This window comes from Burkholderia pseudomultivorans (assembly GCF_001718415.1).
GTDB classification, from domain to species: Bacteria; Pseudomonadota; Gammaproteobacteria; order Burkholderiales; family Burkholderiaceae; genus Burkholderia; species Burkholderia pseudomultivorans_A.
In genome coordinates, this window is sequence record NZ_CP013378.1 from 2757422 (window position 1) to 2779597 (window position 22176).

Sequence of the window (22176 nt, forward strand, 5' to 3'; positions counted from 1 at the left end):
AGGCGAACCGGGTGCACGAACGATCGGCCCCGGCGGACGACCGGCAGCCGGCCCGCTGCATCGATGCGCAGCGGCGCAAACGACGGCCGCATCTGCCTCATCAGACACTGCGCGCGTCGCGCAATCGCACTGCGATCGCGACGACGCGCCCTCGAAGGAGACGACGAATGTTCTACGAAAACGTGGCGACCGAATGCATCGACGATGCGTCGATTCCGTGGGTGCCGATGTCGGACAAGCTGCCCGACGTGCTGCTGAAATACTTCAAGCTCGACCCGACGCGCGGCGAGATCATCGCGCTGATGAAGTCGCCCGGACGCGGCCAGCTGCCGAAGCATCACCACACCGGCACGGTGATCGTCTATACGCTGAAGGGGCGCTGGAAATATGTCGAGCACGACTGGGTGGCCGGCCCCGGCAGCCTGGTGTTCGAGACGGCGGCGTCGAGCCACACGCCGCAGGCATTGCCCGGCGAGGAAATCGTGACGCTCAACATCGTGCAGGGCGAGCTGGTCTACCTCGACGAGAACGACCGGATCCTGTCGATCGAGAACTGGAAGTCGGCGATGCAGCGCTACCTGTCCCATTGCGAAAGACACCGCATCGCGCCGAAGGACATCACCGCCTTCGGCGGATGAACGCGCGCGCAGCCAAACGTTCCGCGCGCGTCCCGGCCGGGACGCGCGACCGACCATTCCCACTCGAACCGATCGATATGAAATCCCATCTTCTTCGTCTGGCAGGAAAGCGTGCTTACATCACCGGCGCGGCCGGCGGGCTCGGCGGCGCGATTGCGCGCCGCATGGCCGAGCAGGGCGCGAAGGTTTTCCTGACCGATATCGGCGAGCCGTCGGCGCTGGCCCGGCTCGCCGACGAAATCAATGCGGCGTGCGGCGAGCAGGTCGCATGGAGCGCCGTGCAGGACGTGCGCGACGAGGCGCGCTGGCAAGCGCTGCTCGGCGAGGCCGCCGACGCGATGGGCGGCGTGTCCGTGCTGGTGAACAATGCGGGCGTCGGCTCGCGCGGCGGGCTCGCGCAGATCGAGCAGGCCGAATGGCGGCGCGTGATGGAGATCAACGTCGACAGCGTCATGCTCGGCTGCAAGCACGCGCTGCCGTACCTGCGCGACGCGCAGCCGGCCTCGATCGTCAATATCTCGTCGGTGGCCGCGTTCCGGGTGGATCCGGACCTGATCGCATACAACACGTCGAAGGCCGCGGTGGCGATGCTGACGAAGTCGATCGCGATCGATTGCACGCGCAACCGTCTCGACGTGCGCTGCAATTCGATCCACCCCGCGTACGTGCGCACCGGCATCGTTGCGCCGGTCTTCGCGCAGCTGGGCGACGAAGCGGCGACGCGCGCGCTGACGCGCCACATTCCGATGGGACGGCTCGGCGAGCCGGACGACGTGGCCTATGCGGCGCTTTATCTCGCGTCGGACGAGAGCCGCTTCGTGACGGCGTCCGAGCTGGTCGTCGACGGCGGCCTGTGCCCGGCCTGATGGCCGGTGGAACGCGCGTGTCGGCGCGGGCACGAGCGGCGTCGGCCGGTTCAACCTATCGCGGGCGCCTTCCCGACGGGCGGGCGCATCGCAGCATCTGTCAAGGATTCCCATGTCCTCCACTGCGGGCAGGCAGGTCGACGCCGGAATGGCGCTCGCGGCGTCGCCGCGGCTCGACGCGTTATACGCGAAGGTCACGCGGCGCCTCATTCCGTTCTTGTTCGTCTGCTATCTGTTCAGTTTCGTCGACCGCTCGAACGTCGGCTTCGCCCAGCTTCAGATGAAGACGTCGCTCGGCTTCAGCGATGCGGCCTACGGCATCGGCGCGACGATGTTCTTCGTCGGCTATGCCTTGTTCGAGGTGCCGAGCAACCTGCTGCTGCAACGCATCGGCGCACGTGCGACGCTGTTCCGGATCATGCTGCTGTGGGGCGCGGCGTCCGCCGGCACGATGCTGGTGCGCACGCCGGCCGAGTTCTACGTGATGCGCTTTCTGCTCGGCGTCTTCGAAGCCGGTTTCTTTCCGGGCATCGTGCTGTACCTCACGTACTGGTTCCCGTCGAATCGCCGGGCGCGTGCGATCGCGCTGATCATGATGGCGAGCGTCGCGGCCGGCTTCGTCACCGGCCCCGTGTCGGGCGTGATCCTGAAGTCGCTGCACGAGGCGGGCGGGCTGGAAGGCTGGCAATGGATGTTCCTGATCGAGGGGCTGCCCACGATGCTGGCCGCGGGCCTCGTGTTCGTGCTGCTGCCCGACCGGCCCGAGCACGCGAAGTGGCTCGACGCCGCCGAGAAGGATCTGATTCACGCCGCGCTCGCCGAGCCCGGCGACGCACACGAACGTCGTTCGCTGATGCGCGTGATCGGCGACGCGCGCACGTATCTGCTCGCGTTCGGGATCTTCGTCAACGGCTGCGCCGGCTATTTCCTCGCGTTCTGGGTGCCGACGCTGATTCGCGAGCTCGGCGTCGACGATCCGCGCGCGATCGGTCTCTATACCGTGATTCCGAACGTGTTCGGCATCGCCGCGATGATTCTTTACGGCCGGCATTCCGATCTGCGCAACGAGCAGCGCCTGCACTGGGCGTTCGCATTCGTCGCGGCCGCGCTCGGGTTTCTCGCGCTGGGCCGTTCGGTCCAGCACAGCCTGCCGTGGACGATTGCCGCGCTCGCGTTCGGCGGCTCCGCACTGGTGTCGTCGACGCCGATCTTCTGGGCGATGGCGACACGCTATTTCACGCAAGGCCGCACGGCGGCCGGCATCGCGTTCGTCAATTCGCTGGCGAGCGTTTCGGGCGCGAGCCCTGCGCTGATCGGACTGGTCAAGGCCCGCACCGGCAGCCTGGTGCCCGCGATCGACGCGATGGCGCTGTTGCTGCTGGTCGCGGCGATGGCCGTCGGCTTCGGCATGCGCAATGCGCTGCCGGCCGGCGGGCAGCGCGCGACGGGCCGATGAATCGAGCGCAGCCGGCGCGGCAATCGTGCCGCCCGTTATTTCATTCCGGAGGAAGCAAGATGAACGACACCGATATCAAGCGCGACATGACGGCCGGCGAATGGCAGGCGCGCGTCGACCTGGCCGCCGCGTATCGCCTGACGGCTTTGTACGGCTGGGACGACCTCGTGTACACGCATATCTCGATGCGCATTCCGGGCACGCATGAATTCCTGATCAACCCGTACGGGATGATGTTCGACGAGATCACCGCGTCGTCGCTGGTCAAGATCGATCTCGACGGCAACAAGCTCGCGCCGTCGACCTACGACATCAATCCAGCGGGCTTCACGATCCACAGTGCGATCCACGCGGCGCGCGAGGACGTGTGCTGCGTGATGCACACGCATTCGCTGAACGGCGTTGCGGTGTCCGCGCAGTCCGACGGGCTGCTGCCGATCTCGCAGCAGTCGCTGCTGGTGCTGCGCTCGCTCGGATATCACGACTACGAGGGCATCGCGGTCGAGCCGGAAGAAAAGCCGCGGCTCGTCCGCGATCTCGGCGACCGCGACACGCTGATGCTGCGCAATCATGGACTGCTGACCGTCGGCGCCAGCGCGGCCGCGGCGTTCGTGCGGATGTATTTCGCCGAAGCGGCCTGCGCAATCCAGGTGCGCGCCCAGGCGGGCGGCGCGCTGCGCACGATCCCGCAGCCGATTCTCGACGGCATCGCGCGGCAGTCGCGCATCACGACACGCAACATGGGCCCCGAGCAGCTCGTGTGGCCCGGCCTGCTGCGCCGGCTCGACCGCCGCAATCCCGGCTACGCGACCTGAGCCGACGCAGCAGGACACCACGCAGCAGCGGCAGCGACCGGCATCCGGTCGATACAGACAAGACAAGAAAGGAGACAGCAATGCGCTCGACCATGCTTGGCGTTTGCGGCGCCGCGTTTGCGCTCGCATCGGGTTCGGCTCTCGCGGCCGATTCGTCGGTCACGCTGTACGGCATCACCGATGCGTTCATCCAGTATCTCGGCAACGGCGGCGCGCATGCGTTTTCGCAGCGCAGCGGCGGCGCGTCGACGTCGGTGTTCGGGCTGAGCGGCACCGAGGATCTCGGCGGCGGCCTGCGCGTGCGGTTCGTGCTCGAGAACGGCTTCAATCTGAACAACGGCTCGCTGTACCTCGACAGCACCGCGATGTTCGTTCGTCAGTCGTGGGTCGGCCTGCAGGACGATCGCTACGGGATGCTGTCGTTCGGCCGGCAATACGGTCCCGGCTTCTATCTCGTCTATCCGACCGATCCGTTCGGGCTGAACGACGCGACGTCGCCGTACTCCGGCAACATGGCCGCGATCGATCGCCTCACGCTCGCGACGCAATACGATACCGGCCGCGCCGACAATTCGATCCTCTATCAGTCGCCGGTCGTCGGCGGCTGGCGGCTGCGCGCGATGTACGCGTTCGCGTCGAGCGCCACGCAGCCGCTGCGGCGCACGAGCGGCAACGAGCTCGGCGTGACGCTGTCGTATTCCGGGCACGGCTTGTATGCGGGCGTCGGCTACGGCAACCAGCGTCCCGGCACGCTGTCGTTTCCGGGCCTGCCGGCGGCGCTCGACGTGCCGGGCGCGCAGTACTTCGGCGCGGCGCTCGCGTATCGGTGGGGCATCGTGAACCTGCAGTTCAATTACACGTACAACCGGCCCAATGACGCATCGCCCGGATCGCTGACCGCTCGGCTCGGCAGCGCGCATCCGTACAGCGTCGCCGAGGCGGGCGCGACGATCTCGCCGACGGTGACCGATACGATCGAATTCGCGCTCGTCCAGCGCAGCGTACGCGGCGCGCACGACAACGCGATCGCGGCCCAGCTCGGCGTCGACCATCTGCTGTCGAAGCGCACCAGCGTCTATGCGCGCGCGGGCTGGATCAAGAACAACGGCAGCTCGACCGCGAGCTGGTCGGGCGTGAGCGTCGGCGTGCCGGGCGCGACGCAGGTGCTCGCGGGCGTCGGCATCACGCATCGATTCTGAGCGCGGCCGTTGTCGGCCGCCGCGCGCTTCGCGCATCCCCGCGTTGTTGTTCGCGAACGGTCGTGCTAAATTGCCGATCGGCTCGCGCGATCGCCGGCCCGTCTTCGAGGTCCCGGCCGGGCGCCGCCGCGGCGCGGCCGCCGTCGTTCGGCCCGACCGCGCGACAGGGAAGCGGGCGTGGTATTCGCGCGCGAACGCCGGACGCCGATCGACAGGAGACGGACGCGATGGAGCATGCATCGAGGAGGCATGGCGCGCTGACGCGCCGCGCAGGTGAAGGGCAGCACCCGACGCTGCGGGAGGCGACGCGATGAGCCTGTTGATGTCGCGACGCGATCTCGCGTTCCTGCTGTACGACTGGCTCGACGCAGCGGCGCTCGTCGCGCTGCCGCGCTATGCGGAGCACAGTCGCGAGACCTTCGATGCGGTGCTCGATACCAGCGAGCGGATCGCCGCCGACCTGTTCGCGCCGCATGCGGCGCGCGGCGATCGCGAGGAGCCGCAATTCGACGGCGAACGCGTGACGCTGATCCCGGAGGTCGAACCCGCGGTACGCGCGTTCGCGCAAGCGGGCCTGATCGCGGCCGGGCACGACGAGGCGCTCGGCGGGATGCGGCTGCCCAAGCTGATCGAGGCGGCGTCGTTCCTGTTCTTCCAGGCCGCGAACATCGCGACGGCGGCCTATCCGTTCCTGACCGTCGCCAACGCGAACCTGCTGGTCGCGTACGGCAGCCCCGCGCAGGTCGACGCGTTTGCCCGCCCCGAACTGGAAGGGCGATTCCTCGGCACGATGTGCCTGTCGGAGCCGCAGGCGGGTTCGTCGCTGTCCGACATCGCGACGCGCGCCGATTTCGACGGCGAATCGCCGCTCGGCCCGCGCTACCGGCTCACCGGCAACAAGATGTGGATTTCCGGCGGCGAGCACGAACTCGCGGAAAACATCGTCCACCTGGTACTCGCGAAGATCCCCGACGAACACGGCCGATTGCCGCCGGGCACGCGCGGCATCTCGCTGTTCATCGTGCCGAAGTACCTGCCGGGCGCCGATGCGGGCGTGCGCGGCGAGCACAACGACGTCGTGCTCGCCGGGCTGAACCACAAGATGGGCTATCGCGGCACCACCAACTGCCTGCTGAACTTCGGCGAAGGCACGCGCCATCGTCCCGGCGGACGCGCGGGGGCGATCGGCTTTCTGGTCGGCGAACCGAATCACGGTCTCGCCTATATGTTCCACATGATGAACGAAGCGCGCATCGGCGTCGGCGCGGGCGCGGTGGCGCTCGGCTATACGGGCTACCTGCATGCGCTCGACTATGCGCGCAACCGGCCGCAGGGGCGTCCGCTCGGGCCGGCCGGCAAGGATGTCGCCGCACCGCAGGCGCCGATCGTCGCGCACCCGGACGTGCGGCGCATGCTGCTTGCGCAGAAGGCTTACGTCGAAGGCGGGCTGGCGCTGATCCTGTACTGCGCGCGGCTCGTCGACCAAGCGCGCGCACACGAGGATGCACACGTGCGCGACGACGCGGCGCGCCTGCTCGACATCCTGACGCCGATCGCGAAGAGCTGGCCGTCGCAGTGGTGTCTGGCCGCGAACGATCTCGCGATCCAGGTGCACGGCGGCTACGGCTACACGCGCGACTATGCGGTCGAGCGGCTCTATCGCGACAATCGTCTGAACCCGATTCACGAAGGCACGCACGGCATCCAGGCGCTCGACCTGCTGGGCCGCAAGGTCGGGCAGGACGAGGGCGCCGCGCTACGCGCGCTCGACGCGCGGGTCGCGTCGACCGTCGAGCGTGCGCGACAGGCGAACGCCGAAGCGGCGGCACAGGCCGATGCGCTCGCACGGCGCTGGGCGCGGCTGCTGGACGTCACGCGCGAGCTGGACGCGATCGGCGACCCGCAGCGGCGACTGGCGAATGCGAGCGTCTATCTGGAGGCGTTCGGGCATGTCGTCGTCGCGTGGCTGTGGCTCGACGTCGCGCTGGCCGCGCAGGCGGAAAGCGACGACTTCCATGAAGGCAAGCGTGCCGCCGCCCGTTATTTCTTTCGCTGGGAACTGCCGAAGGTGGACGCGCAGCTCGATCTGCTCGCGAGCGTCGATACGACGACGCTCGACATGCGCGACGCGTGGTTCTGAGCATCGGTCGCGCACCGGCCCGTTCGACCGGGCCGGTGCGCGGTTTTCATGAACGCATCGTGCGGGATCGTCCCGCGCATCGTACGAATGCCCGGCCACGCCGCGCAAGGAGAGTGTCAGCATGAAAGCCCTGTTGTGTACCGCATTCGGCCCGATCGACAGCCTGCGAATCGACGACGTGGCGGCGCCCGAACCGGCCGCCGGCCAGGTGCGGATTCGCGTGAAGGCAGCGTCGCTCAATTTCCCCGACGCGCTGATCGTCCAGGGGCTGTACCAGGTAAAGCCGGCGCTGCCGTTCTCGCCCGGTGCCGAACTGGCCGGCGTGATCGACGCGGTCGGCGAGGGCGTGAGCGCATGGCAGCCCGGCGACGCGGTCGTCGCGTTTACCGGCCATGGCGGTTTCGCCGAGCAGTGCGTCGCCGACCTGCATCAGATCGCCGCGCTGCCGCCCGGCATGACGTTCGAGCAGGGCGCGACGCTGGTGCTCGCCTACGGCACGTCGCTGCACGCGCTGCAGCAGCGCGCGAGGCTGCAGGCGGGCGAGACGCTGCTCGTGCTCGGCGCGGCGGGCGGCGTCGGGCTTGCCGCGATCGAGATCGCGAAAGCGCTCGGCGCGCGCGTCATCGCGGCCGCGTCGAGCGCCGACAAGCTCGCGCTGTGTCGCGCGGCGGGCGCCGACGAGACGATCGACTACGCGACCGAGGATCTGCGTCGCCGCGTCGACGAGCTGACCGGCGGGCGCGGCGCGGACGTGGTCTACGATCCGGTCGGCGGCGCATACAGCGAAGCGGCGTTGCGGGCGACCGCGTGGCGCGGCCGGTTCCTCGTGGTCGGCTTTGCCGCCGGCGAGATCCCGAAGATCGCGCTGAACCTTGCGCTGCTCAGGGAGCGCGACATCCTCGGCGTATTCTGGGGCGACGCGATGCGGCGCGACCCCGCGCAGCACGCCGCGAACATGCGCCAGCTCGCGGAATGGTTCGCATCGGGCAAGGTGCGGCCCGCGATCACCGAGCGCGTGCCGCTCGCGGGCGCGGCGGACGCGATTGCGCGAATGGCGAACCGGCAAGTCAAGGGCAAGGTGGTGATCCTGCCGGAGGCCTGAGCCGGTTCTGTCGCGACGCTGTCGGTGCGTGCCGCCCGGCACGCTCGCGCACGACTGCGCCGGGCTTGCCGACGCGCGACGCACGCGGCCGGGCGTCGACGCATCACGGCGGCGACGGCATCGCGTCGCGCGCATCGTCGCGCGCAAAGCTGACGATCTCGACGCGGCGATCCGGCTGCAGGCAGGCGACGAGCCGGTCGTGCGGCATCGTGTCGGCGCACTGCGCGATCGGATCCTGTGCGCCGAACCCGCGTGCGTCGATGCGGTCGGCCGGGATGCCGTGCTCGACGAGCAGCGCCTTCACCGCGTTCGCGCGACGCTGGGACAGTTGCTGGTTGTAGGCCGCGGAGCCGAGCCGGTCGGTGTAGCCGCGAACCTCGATGCGCCCGAAACGGGTGGCGCTCAGTCTCGCCGCGATCTCGCGGATGTCCGCGCGTCCGCCCGGCAGGATGTCGGCGAGGTCGCCGCGATCGAACGCGAACAGCGCGTCGGCCGACAGCCGCATCACCTGTGCGACCGGCGCGGCGGGCGGCGGCATCGCGACGCGTCGTTCGACCGCGGTCCAGTGGCCGGGCACCCAGACGTAGCGGCCGTACTGCCAGCCCCAGTAGCCGCGCTCCCACGCATAGCCGACGCGCGGCGCCGGCGCCGTTTCATGGACGGGCGCCGGCGGGGCCAGCACCATCACCTGCGCGGACGCAGGCGCAATGTCGGCGAACCATGCGGCGGCGAGTATGCCGCAGCCGGCGACGGCGATGGCGAGGCGAGGACGCCGGAGGGCGGCATCGTAACGGGAAGAGGCGTGTTTCATGATGGATCGTCCAGCGTATCGGATAACGAACGGATCGCGCGGAAAGGCGTTTTCGCGCGGTGAACCAAGGCTAGCCGCTTGCCCGATGAAAAGCCTTTGCGGTGTGTAAGCAAACGTCGCGGCGCACGCCCGCGAGGCGCGCGAGCGAACGGCGCGCCGTCAACCGGAGTGGCCGTTTGCGGCGAATTTCGTGCGACCTGGCGGGGTAACGGCGCGTAATGCGCGGTGGCCGACGAAGCGGGCGCGCGCGGTCCACTCGTTCGGCGTTTTCGGTACGTTTCCGATGCAATGCGGGCCGATCATCCGATGATCGATGCGGAAGCCGGAAACAATCGACGAGATGTGGCACGGAGTCCTGACGAACCAATCCGCAAACGCGTGTCGCTGCGCCGGTCCTGCGCGACAGGCACGCCTTCGGATGAAGGCGCGATTCCCCGGACGTTTGCTATGCTGCGCCGGTCGCGTTCGAACGGGCACACCGCAAGCGAACGGCGACCGTGACATCGGGATTCGACAGATGACGAACACGTTTATTCGCACCCTCGCGTGGACGCTGCCGATCGCGTGCGGCCTCGCTTCCTGCGCAGCCAGCGGGCAAACCGCGCCCGTGCAATGCGACCAGCCGCTCGCGCAGCGCCTGACGCAGGCCGCACTCGCATCGCCCGCAGCCGTGAAGCAGGACGGTTCGCTTTACGGGATGGCGCGCTGGACGCCGGCGACGCGCGCCCGCTATCTGGGCCTGACGTTTCCGGGGCTGCTGTCCTGCGCGTACACGGTGAGCGCGATTTTCCGCGAGGCCTGTCACCCGATCGGCCAGCTCGCGTCCGTCACGTCGGTCGACGCGGCGCTGTCGCGCTGGCGCAGGATCGACGATGCGGACGACCTGAAGCCGGGCGACGTGGTGTTCTGGCGGCCGCGGCGCAACGGTGTGCTGCCGTGTCCGAACACGCACTGGCATGTGGGAATCGCCGTCGGCGACGGCAGGACGGTCGACAACGACTGGTGGTCGGGCAAGCCGGAGACGCACTCGGTGAGCCGCGTGTGCTCGACCTTCGCCTATGCGCGCCGGGCGCCGTGAGCGGCGCGCGCCGAACCTGACAAATTGCTGACGCGTCAATTCGATATGTTATATCATCCGACGTTTTCGTCGCGGGCCGCGGATGCCGGTGCGGCCCGCGACGCGACCCTGCGCATATCGACACGACGCGATGAAGACGAACCTCATGCTGGCCCGGGCGGAACGGCGGCACGCCGGCCCGCGCCGGAACGAACGCGGCTGGCGCCTGCGCGCCGCGCACGGCTGCGCGACCCTGCTGGGCTGCGCGATGACGAGCGCCGGCGCGCTCGCCGCGGACGCGGTTGCCCAGGATGAGCGGCATGCGCTGCCGTCGATCGACGTCACCGCCCGCGCCACGCTCGCCGATCCGCTGACGCAGCCGCTCGAAACGGGCTCGCGGCTCGGGCTCGCGAGCCTCGACACGCCGGCGAGCGTCGAGACGGTCACGGCCGATGCGATCGATGCGCGCGGCGACCGTACGGTCCTCGACGCGGTGACGCGCACCGCGGGTTTCGCGAGCGCCCATGCGCCCGGCACCGGCGGCACGGCGCTCAGCGTGCGCGGCTTCGACGGGCAGGAATCGGTGATGACGCTGCTCGACGGCGTGCGCCTGTTTCCGGCGGCAGGCACGATCACCTTTCCGTTCGACACGTGGTCGGTCGATCGCATCGAGGTGCTGCGCGGCCCCGCGTCGGTGCTGTACGGGGAGGGCGCGATCGGCGGCGTCGTGAACGTCGTGCCGAAGCGGCCGCAACGCACGCGCGAGACGACGCTCCAGCTCGGCATCGGCGCCGACGGCGCGAAGCGCGCCGGCTTCGACACGACGGGCGCGCTTGGCTCGCGGTTGTCCTATCGTTTCTACGCGAGCGACGCGCGCGCGAACGGGCTGGCCGAACGAGCCGATACGCATGCGACTGCATTCGGCGGCGCACTGAAGTTCGACGCGAGCCCGCGCCTCACGCTGACGCTCGACTACGACTACGGCCGCCAGATGCCGGCGACGTACTACGGCGTGCCGGCGCCGCAGGGTGTGCTCGATTCGTCGCTGCGCAAGCTCAACTACAACGTCGGCGACGCGACCATCGCGTATTACGACCAGTGGACGCGGCTGTCCGCCACGTACCGGCCCGCCGCCGGCGTGACGCTCGACAACCGGTTCTACTACCTGAGCTCGAACCGTCACTGGCGCAACGCCGAGCGCTACGCGCTCGACACCGCGACCGGTCGCGTCACGCGCGGCGACTACCTCGACATCGCCCATCATCAGCGGCAGGTCGGCGACCGGCTCAGCGCGCGCTTCGACGGCACGCTGGCCGGGCGCGCGAACCGCTTCGTCGTCGGCGCCGAGTTCAACCGGATCACGTTCGATGGCACCAACAACGCGCCGTACGGCGGCGAATCGACGGTCGACGCGCACGGCTTCGATCCCGGCGCGTTTGCCAGCCCGGACCCGACGGTCCTGCAGTTCAGCACGCGCGCGAACCAGTTCGCGGTGTTCGCCGAGAACCGTCTCGAAGTCCTGCCGCGCCTCGCGTGGGTGAGCGGCCTGCGCTACGACCACATCGCGTTCGGCCGCGAGCAGGCCGCGACCGGCGCGGGTTTCGACAAGCGTTTCGCGAACGTCGGCTGGCGCACCGGCTTCGTCTTCGAGATCGCGCCGACGCTGAGCGCGTATGCGCAGTACACGACGGGCGCGGAAGGCCTCGGTTCGCTCGTCACGCTGTCGGCGTCGCAGGCGAACTACCGGCTCGCGACGGGCGTGCAATGGGAGGCCGGCGTCAAGCAGACGCTGCTCGACGGTCGTGCGTACTGGACGCTCGCGCTCTACGACATCACGAAGCGCAACCTGCTCAGCACCGATCCGCTGCATCCGGCGCTGCGCCGGCAGGTCGGCCGGCAATCGTCGCGCGGCATCGAACTGACGGGCGGCGCGCGACTGCCGCACGGCTGGACGGTCGATGCGAACGTCGCGCTGCTGCGCGCGCGCTACGACGCATTCAACCAGTCGTCGGGCGGCGCGACGGTATCGCGCGCCGGCAACGTGCCGTCGAACGTGCCGCAGCAGACGGCGAACCTGTGGCTCGGCTGGGCCTTCGCCGAACGCTGGCAGGCGAACGCGGGCGTGCGCTACGTCGGTCCGACCTATGGCGACGACGCGAACCGCGTGCAGGTGCCGTCGTACACGGTGTTCGATGCGTCGCTGCGCTGGCAGGCGAGCCCGCGCACCGAGCTCGCACTGTACCTGCGCAATCTCGCGAACCGCACCTACGCGGTGACGACGTCGAACGGCGGCGAGCAATGGCTGCTCGGTCCGTCGCGCGCGGCGGAACTCGTCGCGACGATGCGCTTCTAGCGTGCGCGCGCCCGTGACGCCGAAGCTCGAGATCGAGCGCGTGAGCTGGTCGCCCGGCGGGGCGGTCACGGTGCTCGACGCGGTGACGCTGACGGTGGCCGCCGGCGAGTTCGTCGGCCTCGTCGGCCCGAACGGCAGCGGCAAGACGAGCCTGCTGCGCTGCGTGTTCCGCTATGCGTGTCCCGATGCGGGCTGCGTGACGCTCGACGCGCAGGACGTATGGCGGATGCGGCCGCGCGCGGTCGCGCAGCGGATCGCGGTGCTGCAGCAGGAAGCGCCGGACGATTTCGGGCTGACGGTCGACGAACTGGTCGCGATGGGGCGCACGCCGCACCAGCGGCCGCTCGAGGCGGAGACGCACGACGATCGCCGCATCGTCGAAGCCGCGCTGCGCGACGTCGGGCTGCTCGAGCGCCGTGCGCAGCCGTTCGCGTCGCTGTCGGGCGGCGAGAAGCAGCGCGCGCTGCTGGCGCGCGCGCTTGCGCAGCAGCCCGAACTGCTGCTGCTCGACGAACCGACCAACCACCTCGATCTGCGCCATCAGCTCGAACTGCTCGCGCGCGTGCGCCGCATCGGCATCGCGACGCTCGCGACGATTCACGATCTCAACCTCGCGGCCGCCTATTGCGACCGGCTTCACGTGCTCGCGCACGGCCGGGTCGTCGCATCCGGCGCGCCGGCCGACGTGCTGACCGAAGCGCTGCTGCGCGACGTGTTCGGCGTCGCCGCGCTCGTCGATCGCCATCCGGTCACGGGCCGGCCGCGCATCACGCCGCTTCATCCGGAATGACCGCCATGCCGATTGCCGTTTCGTCTCGACTGCCTCGCCCGTCCCGCGGCCGCTTGCGCCGGCTGCGGGTCGCCACGTTAGCTGCCGCGTTCGCCGGCGCGGCCGCGCACGCGGGCGCCTATCCCGTCACCGTGCGCAGCTGCGATCGCGACGTGACCTTCGAGCGTGCGCCGACGCGCGCGGTCAGCAACGACGTGAACCTCACCGAGATGATGCTCGTGCTCGGACTGAAGGACCGTCTGGCCGGCTATACGGGCATCGGCGCGTGGAAGACCGGCACCGCGCGGCTGCAGAAGGCGCTGGCCGGCGTGCCCGAACTCGCGAGCCAGTATCCGTCGCTCGAGGTGCTGGCCGCCGCGCGTGCGGATTTCTATCTGGCCGGCTGGAACTACGGGATGCACGTCGGCGGCCCGGTGACGCCGGCGACGCTCGCGCCGTTCGGCATCCGCGCCTACGAGCTGACCGAATCGTGCGCGCACGTGATGAAGCGGCCGCCCGCCTCGTTCGACGACGTGTTCCGCGACTTGCGCAACCTCGCACGCATCTTCGGCGTCGACGCGCGCGGCGAGCAGGTCGTCGGCGCGATGCGCGCGCGGCTCGCGGCCGTCGCGGCCGCACTCGGGCCCGCGACGCCGCCGCTGCGCGTGTTCGTCTACGACAGCGGCACCGACAAGCCGATGACGGCGGGCGCGCTCGCGATGCCGACCGCGCTGCTGGCGGCGGCCGGCGCGCGCAACGTGATGGACGACCTGCCGCGCAGCTGGACGCAGGTGAGCTGGGAAAGCGTCGTCGCGCGCGATCCGCAGGCGATCGTGATCGTCGACTACTCGGCCGTGACGGCCGCGCAGAAGCAGCAGTTCCTGCTGAGCCAGCCCGCGCTCGCGGGCGTCGCCGCGATCCGCGAGCGGCGCTTCGTCGTGATTCCGTACGATGCGGCGACGCCGGGCCCCGAGAACGTCGCGGCCGTCGAGACGCTGGCGCGCGCGCTGCATCCGGCCGCATTCGCGCGGCCGTCGAAATGAGCGCGCGCGCCGGTGTCGCGATGGCCGCGTCGCGCCGGTACGCGCGCATGGCGGCGCCGGCGCTCGCCGTGCTGCTGGTCGCGTCGGTCGTCGTGTCGGTGACGTTCGGCCCCGCGCCGATCGCGATGCCGCTGGCGGGGCGGATCGTCGCCGCGCACCTCGCGGACGTGTTCGGTCACGGCAGCCCGCCTGCGCTCGCGTGGAGCGCCGGCGACGATGCGATCGTCTGGCTGATCCGGATGCCGCGGGCGCTGCTCGCGGCGATCGTCGGCGCGACGCTGGCGGCGGTCGGCGTCGCGTTGCAGGCGGCCACCGCGAACCGGCTGGCCGATCCGCATCTGCTCGGCGTGAGCTCAGGCGCGATGCTGGGCGCGGTGACGGTCACGGTCGTGTCGGGTGCGGCGTTCGGTCCGTTCACGCTGTCGGCCGCCGCATTCGCGGGCGCGCTCGCCGCGACCGGCTGCGTCGTCGCGCTCGCGTACCGGCGCGGCCGGCTCGAATCGGACCGGCTGCTGCTCGCGGGCGTGTCGGTGTCGTTCATGATGGCCGCGTTCGGCAACCTGCTGCTGTATCTCGGCGACCAGCGCGCGGCCGCGGCGGTGCTGTTCTGGATGCTCGGCGGCGTCGGGCTCGCGCGCTGGGACCTGCTGCCGGTGCCGGCCGCATGCGCGGTGCTGGCCGGCGCCGCGCTGTATGCGCGCCGGCGCGAGCTGAATGCGCTGATGTCGGGCGATGTCGCCGCGGCCGCGCTCGGCGTGCCGAGCGCGCGGATGCGCCGCGAAGTGTTCGTGATCGCGTCGTTTGCGACGGGTGCGATGGTCGCGGTGAGCGGCGCGATCGGTTTCGTCGGCCTCGTCACGCCGCATCTGTGCCGCCGCGTCGTGGGCGCCGAGCATGGCCGGCTGCTGCCGGTCGCCGCGCTGACGGGCGCGATCCTGCTGGTCTGGGCCGACGTGGTCGCGCGCACGCTCGCGGCGCCCGAGGATCTGCCGATCGGCATCGTCACCGCGCTGTTCGGCAGCCTGTTCTTCGTCGCGCTGCTGCGCCGGCGCTGATCGGCGGGCCGCGCATGCCGGTGCGTGCGACGGGCGGCCTTATCGCAGCGGTGCGGGCAGGGCGGCGCCGGCCGGTGCATGCGCCGGGCTTGCCGTGGCGTCCTCGATGGCGTCGATGGCGTCGATGGCATCGGGCAGGCTCCGCGCGGGCAGCGTGATCACGAAGCGCGCGCCGCCGAGCGGCGAATCCTCGAGCCGCACGTCGCCGCCGTGCACCATCGCGACGCGCCGCACGATCGCGAGCCCGAGGCCGAAGCCGCCGGTCTGTCGGTCGCGGCTCGAGTCGAGCCGCTGGAACGGCTCGAACACGCGTGCACGCTCGGCGGCCGGAATGCCGGGGCCGTCGTCGTCGACGCTCAGCACCAGCGCGCCCGACGCATCGCGCGCGGCCGCGAGCCACACCGTGCGCGACGCATAGCGCGCGCCGTTGCGGATCAGGTTCAGCAGCGCGCGTGCGACGAGCTTCGGGTCGCATACATGGGTCGCCGGTGCGCCGTCGGTCGACACGTCGAGCTGGATGCCGCGATCGGCGACGTCGTTCGCGACATTGCCCGCGACGCTGTCGACCAGCGCGTCGACGTCGATCTCCATCGGCGCGAGTTCGCTGGCGCCCTGTTCGAGCCGGCCGATCGTCAGCAGTTCGGTGACCAGTTCGTCGAGCTCGCGCACGTCGCGCCGCAGCGCATCGCGGCGCTCGCGCATCCGGCCCGTCTCGTCGGCCTCCGCGAGCAGCGCGAGGCCGAATTCGAGCCGCGCGAGCGGCGTCTTCAGCTCGTGAGAAATGCCGTGCATCATCTCGCGCTGCTGCTTGATCGACGCCTCGATGCGCGCGGCCATGTCGTTGAACTGCTGCGACAGCTCGTCGATGTTCGAGCGGCCCGACAACTGCACGCGCGTCGACAGGTCGCCCGCGCCGAACGCGCGCGCGGCCGCCTGCAGCTTGCGCAGGTCGCGCCAGTGGTGGTGGGTCCACAGCACGACCGCCAGCAGCGTCGCGATCGCGAGCACGCCGTACGCGTAGATGCGGATGTCGAGATCGAACGCTTCGGCCGGATGCGCGTACAGCACGGAACCGTCCGCGAGCGGCATGTAGTAATCCTTGCCGTCGTAGCTGATCGCGATCTTGCCGCTGTCGAGGTCGCGCAGCGGCGCGCCGCTCAGTTGCGCGCGCGCTTCGGCCATCGAGACGAAGCGGAAGCCCTCGTTGCCGTGTCGCGCGAGCTCGCGCAGCGCAAGCGTGCGCTGCGCGCCCGGATGGCGTTCGAGGTAATCGTTCAGCACGAACGCATAGGTCGTGAGCGAATCGCGCTGCGCCTGTGCGCCGCGCTCGTAGAAGATCCGGTCGAACGAAAGCTGGATGAAGACGATCGATGCCGCGACGAACACGATCACGATGAGGTACAGCCTGATCAGCGGGCGCAGCATTTATTCGTCCCAGGCGGAAGGGCTGAACAGATAGCCGCGGCCCCAGATCGTCTTGATCTTGTGCGGCTCCGACGATGCGTCCTCGAAGCGGCGGCGCAGCTTCGAGATGCCGGAGTCGACCGAGCGGTCGAGCCCGTCGAATTCGATGCCGCGCAACTGCTTCAGGATGTCGTCGCGGCTCAGCACGGTGCCGGCCGCACGCGCAAGGATCAGCAGCAGGTTGAACTCGGCCGTCTTCAGGTCGACCGGCTGGCCGCGCCAGGTGACCGTGCGGTTCGGCGGCGAAATCGTCAGCTCGCCGAACACGAGCGCCTCGGGCGCGGCGGGGCGCGGGCCCGTCTCGGCCGGCTGCGTGCGGCGCAGCAGCGCGCGGGCGCGCGCGACCAGCACGCGCGGCTCGATCGGCTTCGTCACGTAGTCGTCGGCGCCGGTCTCGAGGCCGGCGATCTGGTCGTAGACGTCCGCGCGCGCGGTCAGGATCAGCACCGGCACATGGGTGAACGCGCGGATGCGCCGGCACACTTCCATCCCGTCGAGGTTCGGCAGCATCAGGTCGAGTATCACGAGCGCGGGGCGATGCTCGCGCACCGCCGCGACGGCCAGGTCGCCGCGGCGCACGACCGTCACCGCGAACTCGTAGCTGTCCAGGTATTCGCGGACGAGCTGCGCGAGGCGGTCGTCGTCCTCGATCAGCAGCACGCGGTGTTTGAGCGGATCTTCGTTCATGGTCTCCCCGGAATGCGCGCGTCGCCGCATGCGCGAACGGCTGGCATGCGGCGCGGCACGGGCATTCTATCCGCGGTCGCGACGGGCAGGGCCACGCCGCAACACTCACGGACAATCGAACACAATTAAGCACAGATTCCCCGCAGTTTCGGGACAGATTCGGCGCGCGCCGGCTCCTAGACTCCGGGCTCCTTCACCCGGAATCCGATACCGTGCGTCCAACTCTCCCTCGCTACTGCTATTGCATGCCGCTCGCCGGCCTGGCCCTCGCCGCCGCCGCTCACGCGGAAAACGAATACACGATCTCGCTCGACAGCGGCTTCGCCCCGCGCTATCAGGGCAGCAGCCAGTATCGCGGCATCGTCGCGCCGTCGTTTTCGGCGACCTTCGGCAACGGGTTTTTCATCGGCGCGCCCGACGGCGCCGGCTATCGGCTCGATCTGCCGCACGGCGTATTCGTGTCCGCGGCGGTGGACTACGATCCCGGCCGCGCGGACGAGAACCGCTTCGACCTGCCGGGCTCCGACCACCTGAAGGGGATGGGGCGGATTCCGGGCTCGGTGCTGGTGGGCGTGCGCGCGGGCGTGACCTTGTCCGGCGGCGCCACGCTGAGCGTCGCGCTCGACACGCCCGTCACGCACACGTCGCGCGGCGTGTCGGGGCACGTCGATCTCGCAGTGCCCGTGTTCAAGCGCGCGCAGCATGAAATCGTCGTGACGGGCAGCGTGCACGCGGGCACCGGACGCTATACGCAGACCTTCTACGGCGTCACCGACGCGCAGGCGGCGGCGAGCCGGTTCCGGCCGTATTCGACCGGCGGCGGGATCGACAGCGCGTCGATGTCGGTCGCGTGGAACTGGAGCCTGTCGCAGCACTGGTCGATGCATGCGACGGCCGGCGTCACGCGCCTGCTCGGCCGCTACGGGGACAGCCCGATCGTGCAGTCGCGCAGCAACTGCTTCGGCATGGCCGGCGTCAGCTATCGGTTCTGAGCGAGCGGCGGTCGATGTCGATGCTCCGGCGTGCGGTAACATGCAGGCGGCGCCGGTAGCGGGCCAGACAAGGAGAAATCGACGATGAAGCGAACGATCGCGACGGTGATTGGAGTCGTTGCATGCGCAACCTTTGCAGGATGTGCGGACATGAACACGAACGACACGAACGCGGGAAATGCGGCCGGCCAGGCCGGCGCGCCGCATGCATGCAAGGCCGACGCCGCGCCGGACGACGCGCTGGTCGGCAAGACCGAGGCCGATGCGACGGCGCTGCTGGACGGCTGCCTGTGGCGCGTGCTCGAACGCGACGGCAAGTCGCTGCCGGGCACGATGGACTACCGTGCGGAGCGCCGCAATCTCGGCATTCGCGACGGCAAGGTGAGCCGGGTGTGGCGCGGCTGACGCCGCGCGCGCGTTACTTCGAGATGTACCAGAGCGCGTCCGTGCTGGCGCGCGACGGCGATTTCGTCGCGGCCGGCGGCTGAGTCGTCGCGGCGGGCGGCGTGGCGGAGGTCACGGCCGTCGGCCACGTGGCGGGCAGGTTCGCCGTGCTCGGCGTATTGGCCGCTTCGGCGGTGCTGGTCGTCGACGCGGTGCCCGACGTCGACGGTGTGTTCAGATACCAGAGGGCGTCGATCGACGCCGTGCGCTTGCCTGCCGCGTTCGTCGCGGCCCGGGCGGCCGTCTCCGTGGCTTTTTTCGACGCCGGCGACGCCGACGTCGTGGCCGGCTGCGGCGGCGCCGTGCCGGCCTGCGCGGTCGCGCCGGCCGCGCCCGCGCCGCCGCGCTGCGCGCGCGCCTCGAACGGCCCGAGCTGGAAGATTAACGTTTGCGCGGGACGCGTCAGGACGGCGTACGGAAACTGCAGCTCCCACGACATCAGCACGCGTCCGGCCGACGTTTCGGTGAAGATCGCCGGCACATGCTTCATGTCGCTGAACTGCACGTAGATCCGCGCGCCGTCGTCGAACACCTGGGTCGGTTTCGCCTGGTCCGCGCCGGTGACCGTCCACCCGAAGTTGTACGTGCCGGCGGGGCCGGCCGGGCCGCCTGGCGGCGGCGCGGCGGGTATCGCCGCGGGCGACGCGATGGTGCGCGGGCGCGTCACCTGCGGCGCCGGCGCGCTCAGGCTCGCGAACGGGTTGTACGCCTGTTGCGGCGGCGTGAAGGACGGCGGAAGGATGGGCATGGGAGTATCCGGCGAATCCGGCATGGTCCGGATTGCATCATAGACCTTGCGTGCATACACGAGGCGCTTGTCGGGCGACGCGGAGTTGTATGCGCCGATCGCGTTCCAGTTCGGGCCGAGCTGGCGGATGTTCTGCGACAGGATCCACGCGCCGACATAGGCATTGGTGCACGCGTCGAACAGGCTCTGCTGCGTGATGCCTTCGCGCGCGAGCGTCGGCAGCCAGGTGCTGTTGATCTGCATCAGGCCGATGTCGACCGTGCCGTTCGTGTTGGTATTGACGGCATTCGGATTCATGCCCGACTCGACCTGCGCGATGCCGCGCAGCAGGCTGACGCTCACATGCTGGAACGCGGCCGCGTCATCGAGACAGTCGGCCCGCGCGACGCCGTGCAACGCGGCCGAGATCGCGAGCGTCGAGGCGATTTTCAGCGTTTCACGGCTGAGCGAACGGACTGTCTGACACGGCATGGCAGGATGGGGCGGGATCCGGCCGCCCGGTGCAAGGAAATTACGCAGACGCGAAGTGTGCCATAGCGCGCAGACAAATGGCTCGCGTCAAACTTTCCTTTGCATTTGCGCACGCGCGGGACAGGCGGCGGGACGCCGCCGATCGGTAAAAATGGCCGCCCGTCGGGCGAAAACCATCGAGGCGTTCCCTGCTGCGAAGCAATGCGCGGCATCGTTGCGGCGCGGGTATCACGCGGTGCGGGCTGCGGGTCAGCGCGGCTGCGGGTGGCTCGGTTTTGGCGACGAGCGGAGGGCGGAGGGCGGGCGGAGCGCGGCCCGCACACTCCGCCGTTCGCGATCGACCCGCGCGCGAGCGCGGCCGCAGCCGCGAGGCCTTGCCGACGAACGCGGCGGCCGGCGTGCGCGGCCGGCCGCGCGGGATCAGAAGCGGTGACGCAGGCCGAGGTTGACGATCGTCTGCGAGCTGGTGCCCGCGTAGCCGTACGAGCCGATCGACGCCTGCGCGGCCATCGCGCCGCCGTGGCCGTCGCCGGTCTCACCGCTCGCATGCTGGTATGCGGCGGTCAGATAGACGTCGGTGCGCTTCGACAGGCTGTAGTCCGCGCCGGCCGACACCTGGTGATAGGTCGCCGACGTGTCGCCGCCCGAGCGCGTGTAGCTGTAACCGACGCCGACCAGCAGCGCGTTGGTCGCCTGGTAGTTCACGAAGCCTTGCCCGGTGTTGTAGTGCTCGTTCGAGCCGAACACCGAGCTGGCGTCGCGCCGGTACTGCGCGTTGCTGTAGCCGAGCCCGAACGTGAACGGGCCGGCCACGTACTGGCCCGCGACACGCGCGATGCCGATCGAGTGCGCGCTCGCGTATCCGTTGTTGATCGGCCCGTCGAAGGTGCCGTCCGACGAGCTGGTCCAGCCGTCGCGCAGGCCGTTCGACGCGGGGCTGTTGGTCGCGTGGAAGTAGCCGCCCGCGACGCTCAGCGGGCCGTTGCTGTACGACACGGCCGCCGAGTACGACTGCGCGGAGCCGGTGCTGCCTGCGATGCCGCCGAACGAGTACATCGCCGAGAACTGCAGGCCCGAGATCAGCGGCGACGTGTACTTCACCGCGTTGTCGACGCGGAAGCTGTTGTCGTAGTTGTCGACGTCGCCCGGCGTCGCGAACGCGCTGCCGAGATAGTTGTCGGCGGTGATGCCCTGCACGAGGTCGACGAGCGGATCGTACTGGCGGCCGAGCGTGACCGTGCCGAGGCGCTCGCTCGTCAGGCCGACGAATGCCTGGCGGCCGAACATCCGGCCGCTCTGGCCCAGGCGCCCGTTGCTCGGGTCGAAGCCGTTCTCGAGCTGGAACAGCGCCTTCAGGCCGCCGCCGAGATCCTCAGTGCCCTTGACGCCCCAGCGGCTGCCGGCGAGGTTGCCCGCGCTGCTGTTGCCGAGCAGCCACGCATTGTCCTTGCCCTGCGCGTGATTCACATAAGTGATCGACGTATCGATTACGCCATACAGCGTGACGCTCGACTGCGCGTGCGCGACCGGCATCGCCGCGAGCGACGCGAGGGAAATCAGAGAGAGGCGGGTGCGTTTCATTTCATCTCCTTGCGCATGGCTTTATTCGTAAACCGGAATGGCAGGAGACTACAGACGCGAGCGGGAACGACAAAAATGAAATTCTCTTTTGTTACATAAAGCAGACAGGAACGTTCTGCGGCAGTCTCTATTGAGGGATTTGAATTATTTTAGAATGCGCATTAATCGTTTTTCAAATCCGCTGTCTCAATATTGAAAATTACCGGTTCCGTTATAATTTCGCGCGATTTTCGACTGAATTGCGCCGATGGCGGCATTGTCGTCGATTCGTCAATGGATTATTGAATGAATTGAATGCGCAGCGGCGTAGTGAATATGTTAATGGCGCGATGCCCGCGGCCTTCGTTCATCGGAAAGAGAAGGTGCAGCCCCGCTTCGGCCCGGGCTCCGGGTTGCCCGTTTTTCATGCACGTCGCGATGTCGCGGTCAGGCGTACGGTCGGGGTTGAACCGGTCGTCCGCAGCGTGACCGCCGCGTTCCTCGAT

Annotated in this window: 19 protein-coding genes; 14 read left to right on the forward strand and 5 right to left on the reverse strand. The window is 69.5% G+C overall.

Annotation, left to right across the window (positions count from 1 at the left end; genetic code table 11):
* The first annotated feature begins 167 nt into the window (after positions 1-167).
* The 7 genes from WS57_RS25040 (at position 168) to WS57_RS25070 (ending at position 8216) form a co-directional block, all read left to right on the forward strand.
* Positions 168-638: a 2,4'-dihydroxyacetophenone dioxygenase family protein gene (locus tag WS57_RS25040; RefSeq protein WP_069244968.1), complete on the forward strand. Its 471-nt coding sequence runs from the start codon at positions 168-170 to the stop codon at positions 636-638.
* Between the two features lie 77 nt (positions 639-715).
* Positions 716-1504, forward strand: a complete 789-nt coding sequence (locus tag WS57_RS25045) for an SDR family oxidoreductase (protein WP_069244969.1) — start codon at positions 716-718, stop codon at positions 1502-1504.
* A gap of 112 nt (positions 1505-1616) precedes the next feature.
* Positions 1617-2960, forward strand: coding sequence for an MFS transporter (locus tag WS57_RS25050; protein ID WP_069244970.1), 1344 nt, complete (start codon positions 1617-1619; stop codon positions 2958-2960).
* 59 nt (positions 2961-3019) lie between these two features.
* Positions 3020-3775, forward strand: a complete 756-nt coding sequence (locus WS57_RS25055) for a class II aldolase/adducin family protein (protein ID WP_009693923.1) — start codon at positions 3020-3022, stop codon at positions 3773-3775.
* An 80-nt stretch (positions 3776-3855) separates the two neighbouring features.
* A complete protein-coding gene (locus WS57_RS25060) occupies positions 3856-4974 on the forward strand; it encodes a porin (protein WP_040127148.1) in 1119 nt (372 codons plus the stop codon).
* A 310-nt stretch (positions 4975-5284) separates the two neighbouring features.
* Positions 5285-7114 carry an acyl-CoA dehydrogenase gene (locus tag WS57_RS25065; protein WP_069244971.1) on the forward strand — a complete coding sequence of 610 codons (1830 nt, stop codon included), beginning with the start codon at positions 5285-5287 and terminating at the stop codon, positions 7112-7114.
* Positions 7115-7235: 121 nt separating this feature from the next.
* Positions 7236-8216, forward strand: a complete 981-nt coding sequence (locus tag WS57_RS25070; RefSeq protein WP_040127151.1) for an NADPH:quinone oxidoreductase family protein — start codon at positions 7236-7238, stop codon at positions 8214-8216.
* Between the two features lie 103 nt (positions 8217-8319).
* On the opposite strand, the gene WS57_RS25075 is transcribed toward WS57_RS25070, so the two are convergent.
* Complete coding sequence (locus WS57_RS25075; protein WP_069244972.1) at positions 8320-9027, reverse strand: OmpA family protein; 708 nt, start codon at positions 9025-9027, stop codon at positions 8320-8322.
* Positions 9028-9544: 517 nt separating this feature from the next.
* On the opposite strand from WS57_RS25075, the gene WS57_RS25080 reads away from it, so the two are divergent.
* The 5 genes from WS57_RS25080 (at position 9545) to WS57_RS25100 (ending at position 15304) form a co-directional block, all read left to right on the forward strand.
* Positions 9545-10105 (forward strand): hypothetical protein, encoded by a 561-nt coding sequence (locus WS57_RS25080; RefSeq protein ID WP_069244973.1) that lies wholly within the window; start codon positions 9545-9547, stop codon positions 10103-10105.
* 247 nt (positions 10106-10352) lie between these two features.
* Complete coding sequence (locus WS57_RS25085) at positions 10353-12437, forward strand: TonB-dependent receptor (protein ID WP_069245480.1); 2085 nt, start codon at positions 10353-10355, stop codon at positions 12435-12437.
* A 13-nt stretch (positions 12438-12450) separates the two neighbouring features.
* Positions 12451-13227 (forward strand): ABC transporter ATP-binding protein, encoded by a 777-nt coding sequence (locus WS57_RS25090; protein WP_069245479.1) that lies wholly within the window; start codon positions 12451-12453, stop codon positions 13225-13227.
* Positions 13224-14249: an ABC transporter substrate-binding protein gene (locus WS57_RS25095; protein WP_081337665.1), complete on the forward strand. Its 1026-nt coding sequence runs from the start codon at positions 13224-13226 to the stop codon at positions 14247-14249. Before WS57_RS25090 ends, WS57_RS25095 begins: the two co-directional genes overlap by 4 nt.
* Entirely contained in the window at positions 14246-15304 is a 1059-nt protein-coding gene (locus WS57_RS25100; protein ID WP_059600932.1) for a FecCD family ABC transporter permease, read from the forward strand. Before WS57_RS25095 ends, WS57_RS25100 begins: the two co-directional genes overlap by 4 nt.
* A gap of 39 nt (positions 15305-15343) precedes the next feature.
* On the opposite strand, the gene WS57_RS25105 is transcribed toward WS57_RS25100, so the two are convergent.
* Entirely contained in the window at positions 15344-16729 is a 1386-nt protein-coding gene (locus tag WS57_RS25105) for an ATP-binding protein (RefSeq protein WP_069244975.1), read from the reverse strand.
* Positions 16730-17455, reverse strand: coding sequence for a response regulator transcription factor (locus tag WS57_RS25110; protein ID WP_059518390.1), 726 nt, complete (start codon positions 17453-17455; stop codon positions 16730-16732).
* 245 nt (positions 17456-17700) lie between these two features.
* Between WS57_RS25110 and WS57_RS25115 the strand changes: the two genes are divergently transcribed.
* Together WS57_RS25115 and WS57_RS25120 are read left to right on the forward strand one after the other, a co-directional pair.
* The gene (locus tag WS57_RS25115) at positions 17701-18447 is read left to right on the forward strand and encodes a MipA/OmpV family protein (protein ID WP_040127156.1); all 747 of its coding nucleotides are present in this window, start codon (positions 17701-17703) and stop codon (positions 18445-18447) included.
* An 84-nt stretch (positions 18448-18531) separates the two neighbouring features.
* Positions 18532-18852 carry a hypothetical protein gene (locus tag WS57_RS25120; RefSeq protein ID WP_059518386.1) on the forward strand — a complete coding sequence of 107 codons (321 nt, stop codon included), beginning with the start codon at positions 18532-18534 and terminating at the stop codon, positions 18850-18852.
* A 13-nt stretch (positions 18853-18865) separates the two neighbouring features.
* Here the strand turns inward: WS57_RS25120 and WS57_RS25125 are convergent, their stop codons facing one another.
* Both WS57_RS25125 and WS57_RS25130 read right to left on the reverse strand, forming a co-directional pair.
* Positions 18866-20110 carry a transglycosylase SLT domain-containing protein gene (locus tag WS57_RS25125; protein ID WP_059518384.1) on the reverse strand — a complete coding sequence of 415 codons (1245 nt, stop codon included), beginning with the start codon at positions 20108-20110 and terminating at the stop codon, positions 18866-18868.
* Positions 20111-20530: 420 nt separating this feature from the next.
* Positions 20531-21691, reverse strand: coding sequence for a porin (locus WS57_RS25130; protein ID WP_009692488.1), 1161 nt, complete (start codon positions 21689-21691; stop codon positions 20531-20533).
* Between the last annotated feature and the right edge of the window lie 485 nt (positions 21692-22176).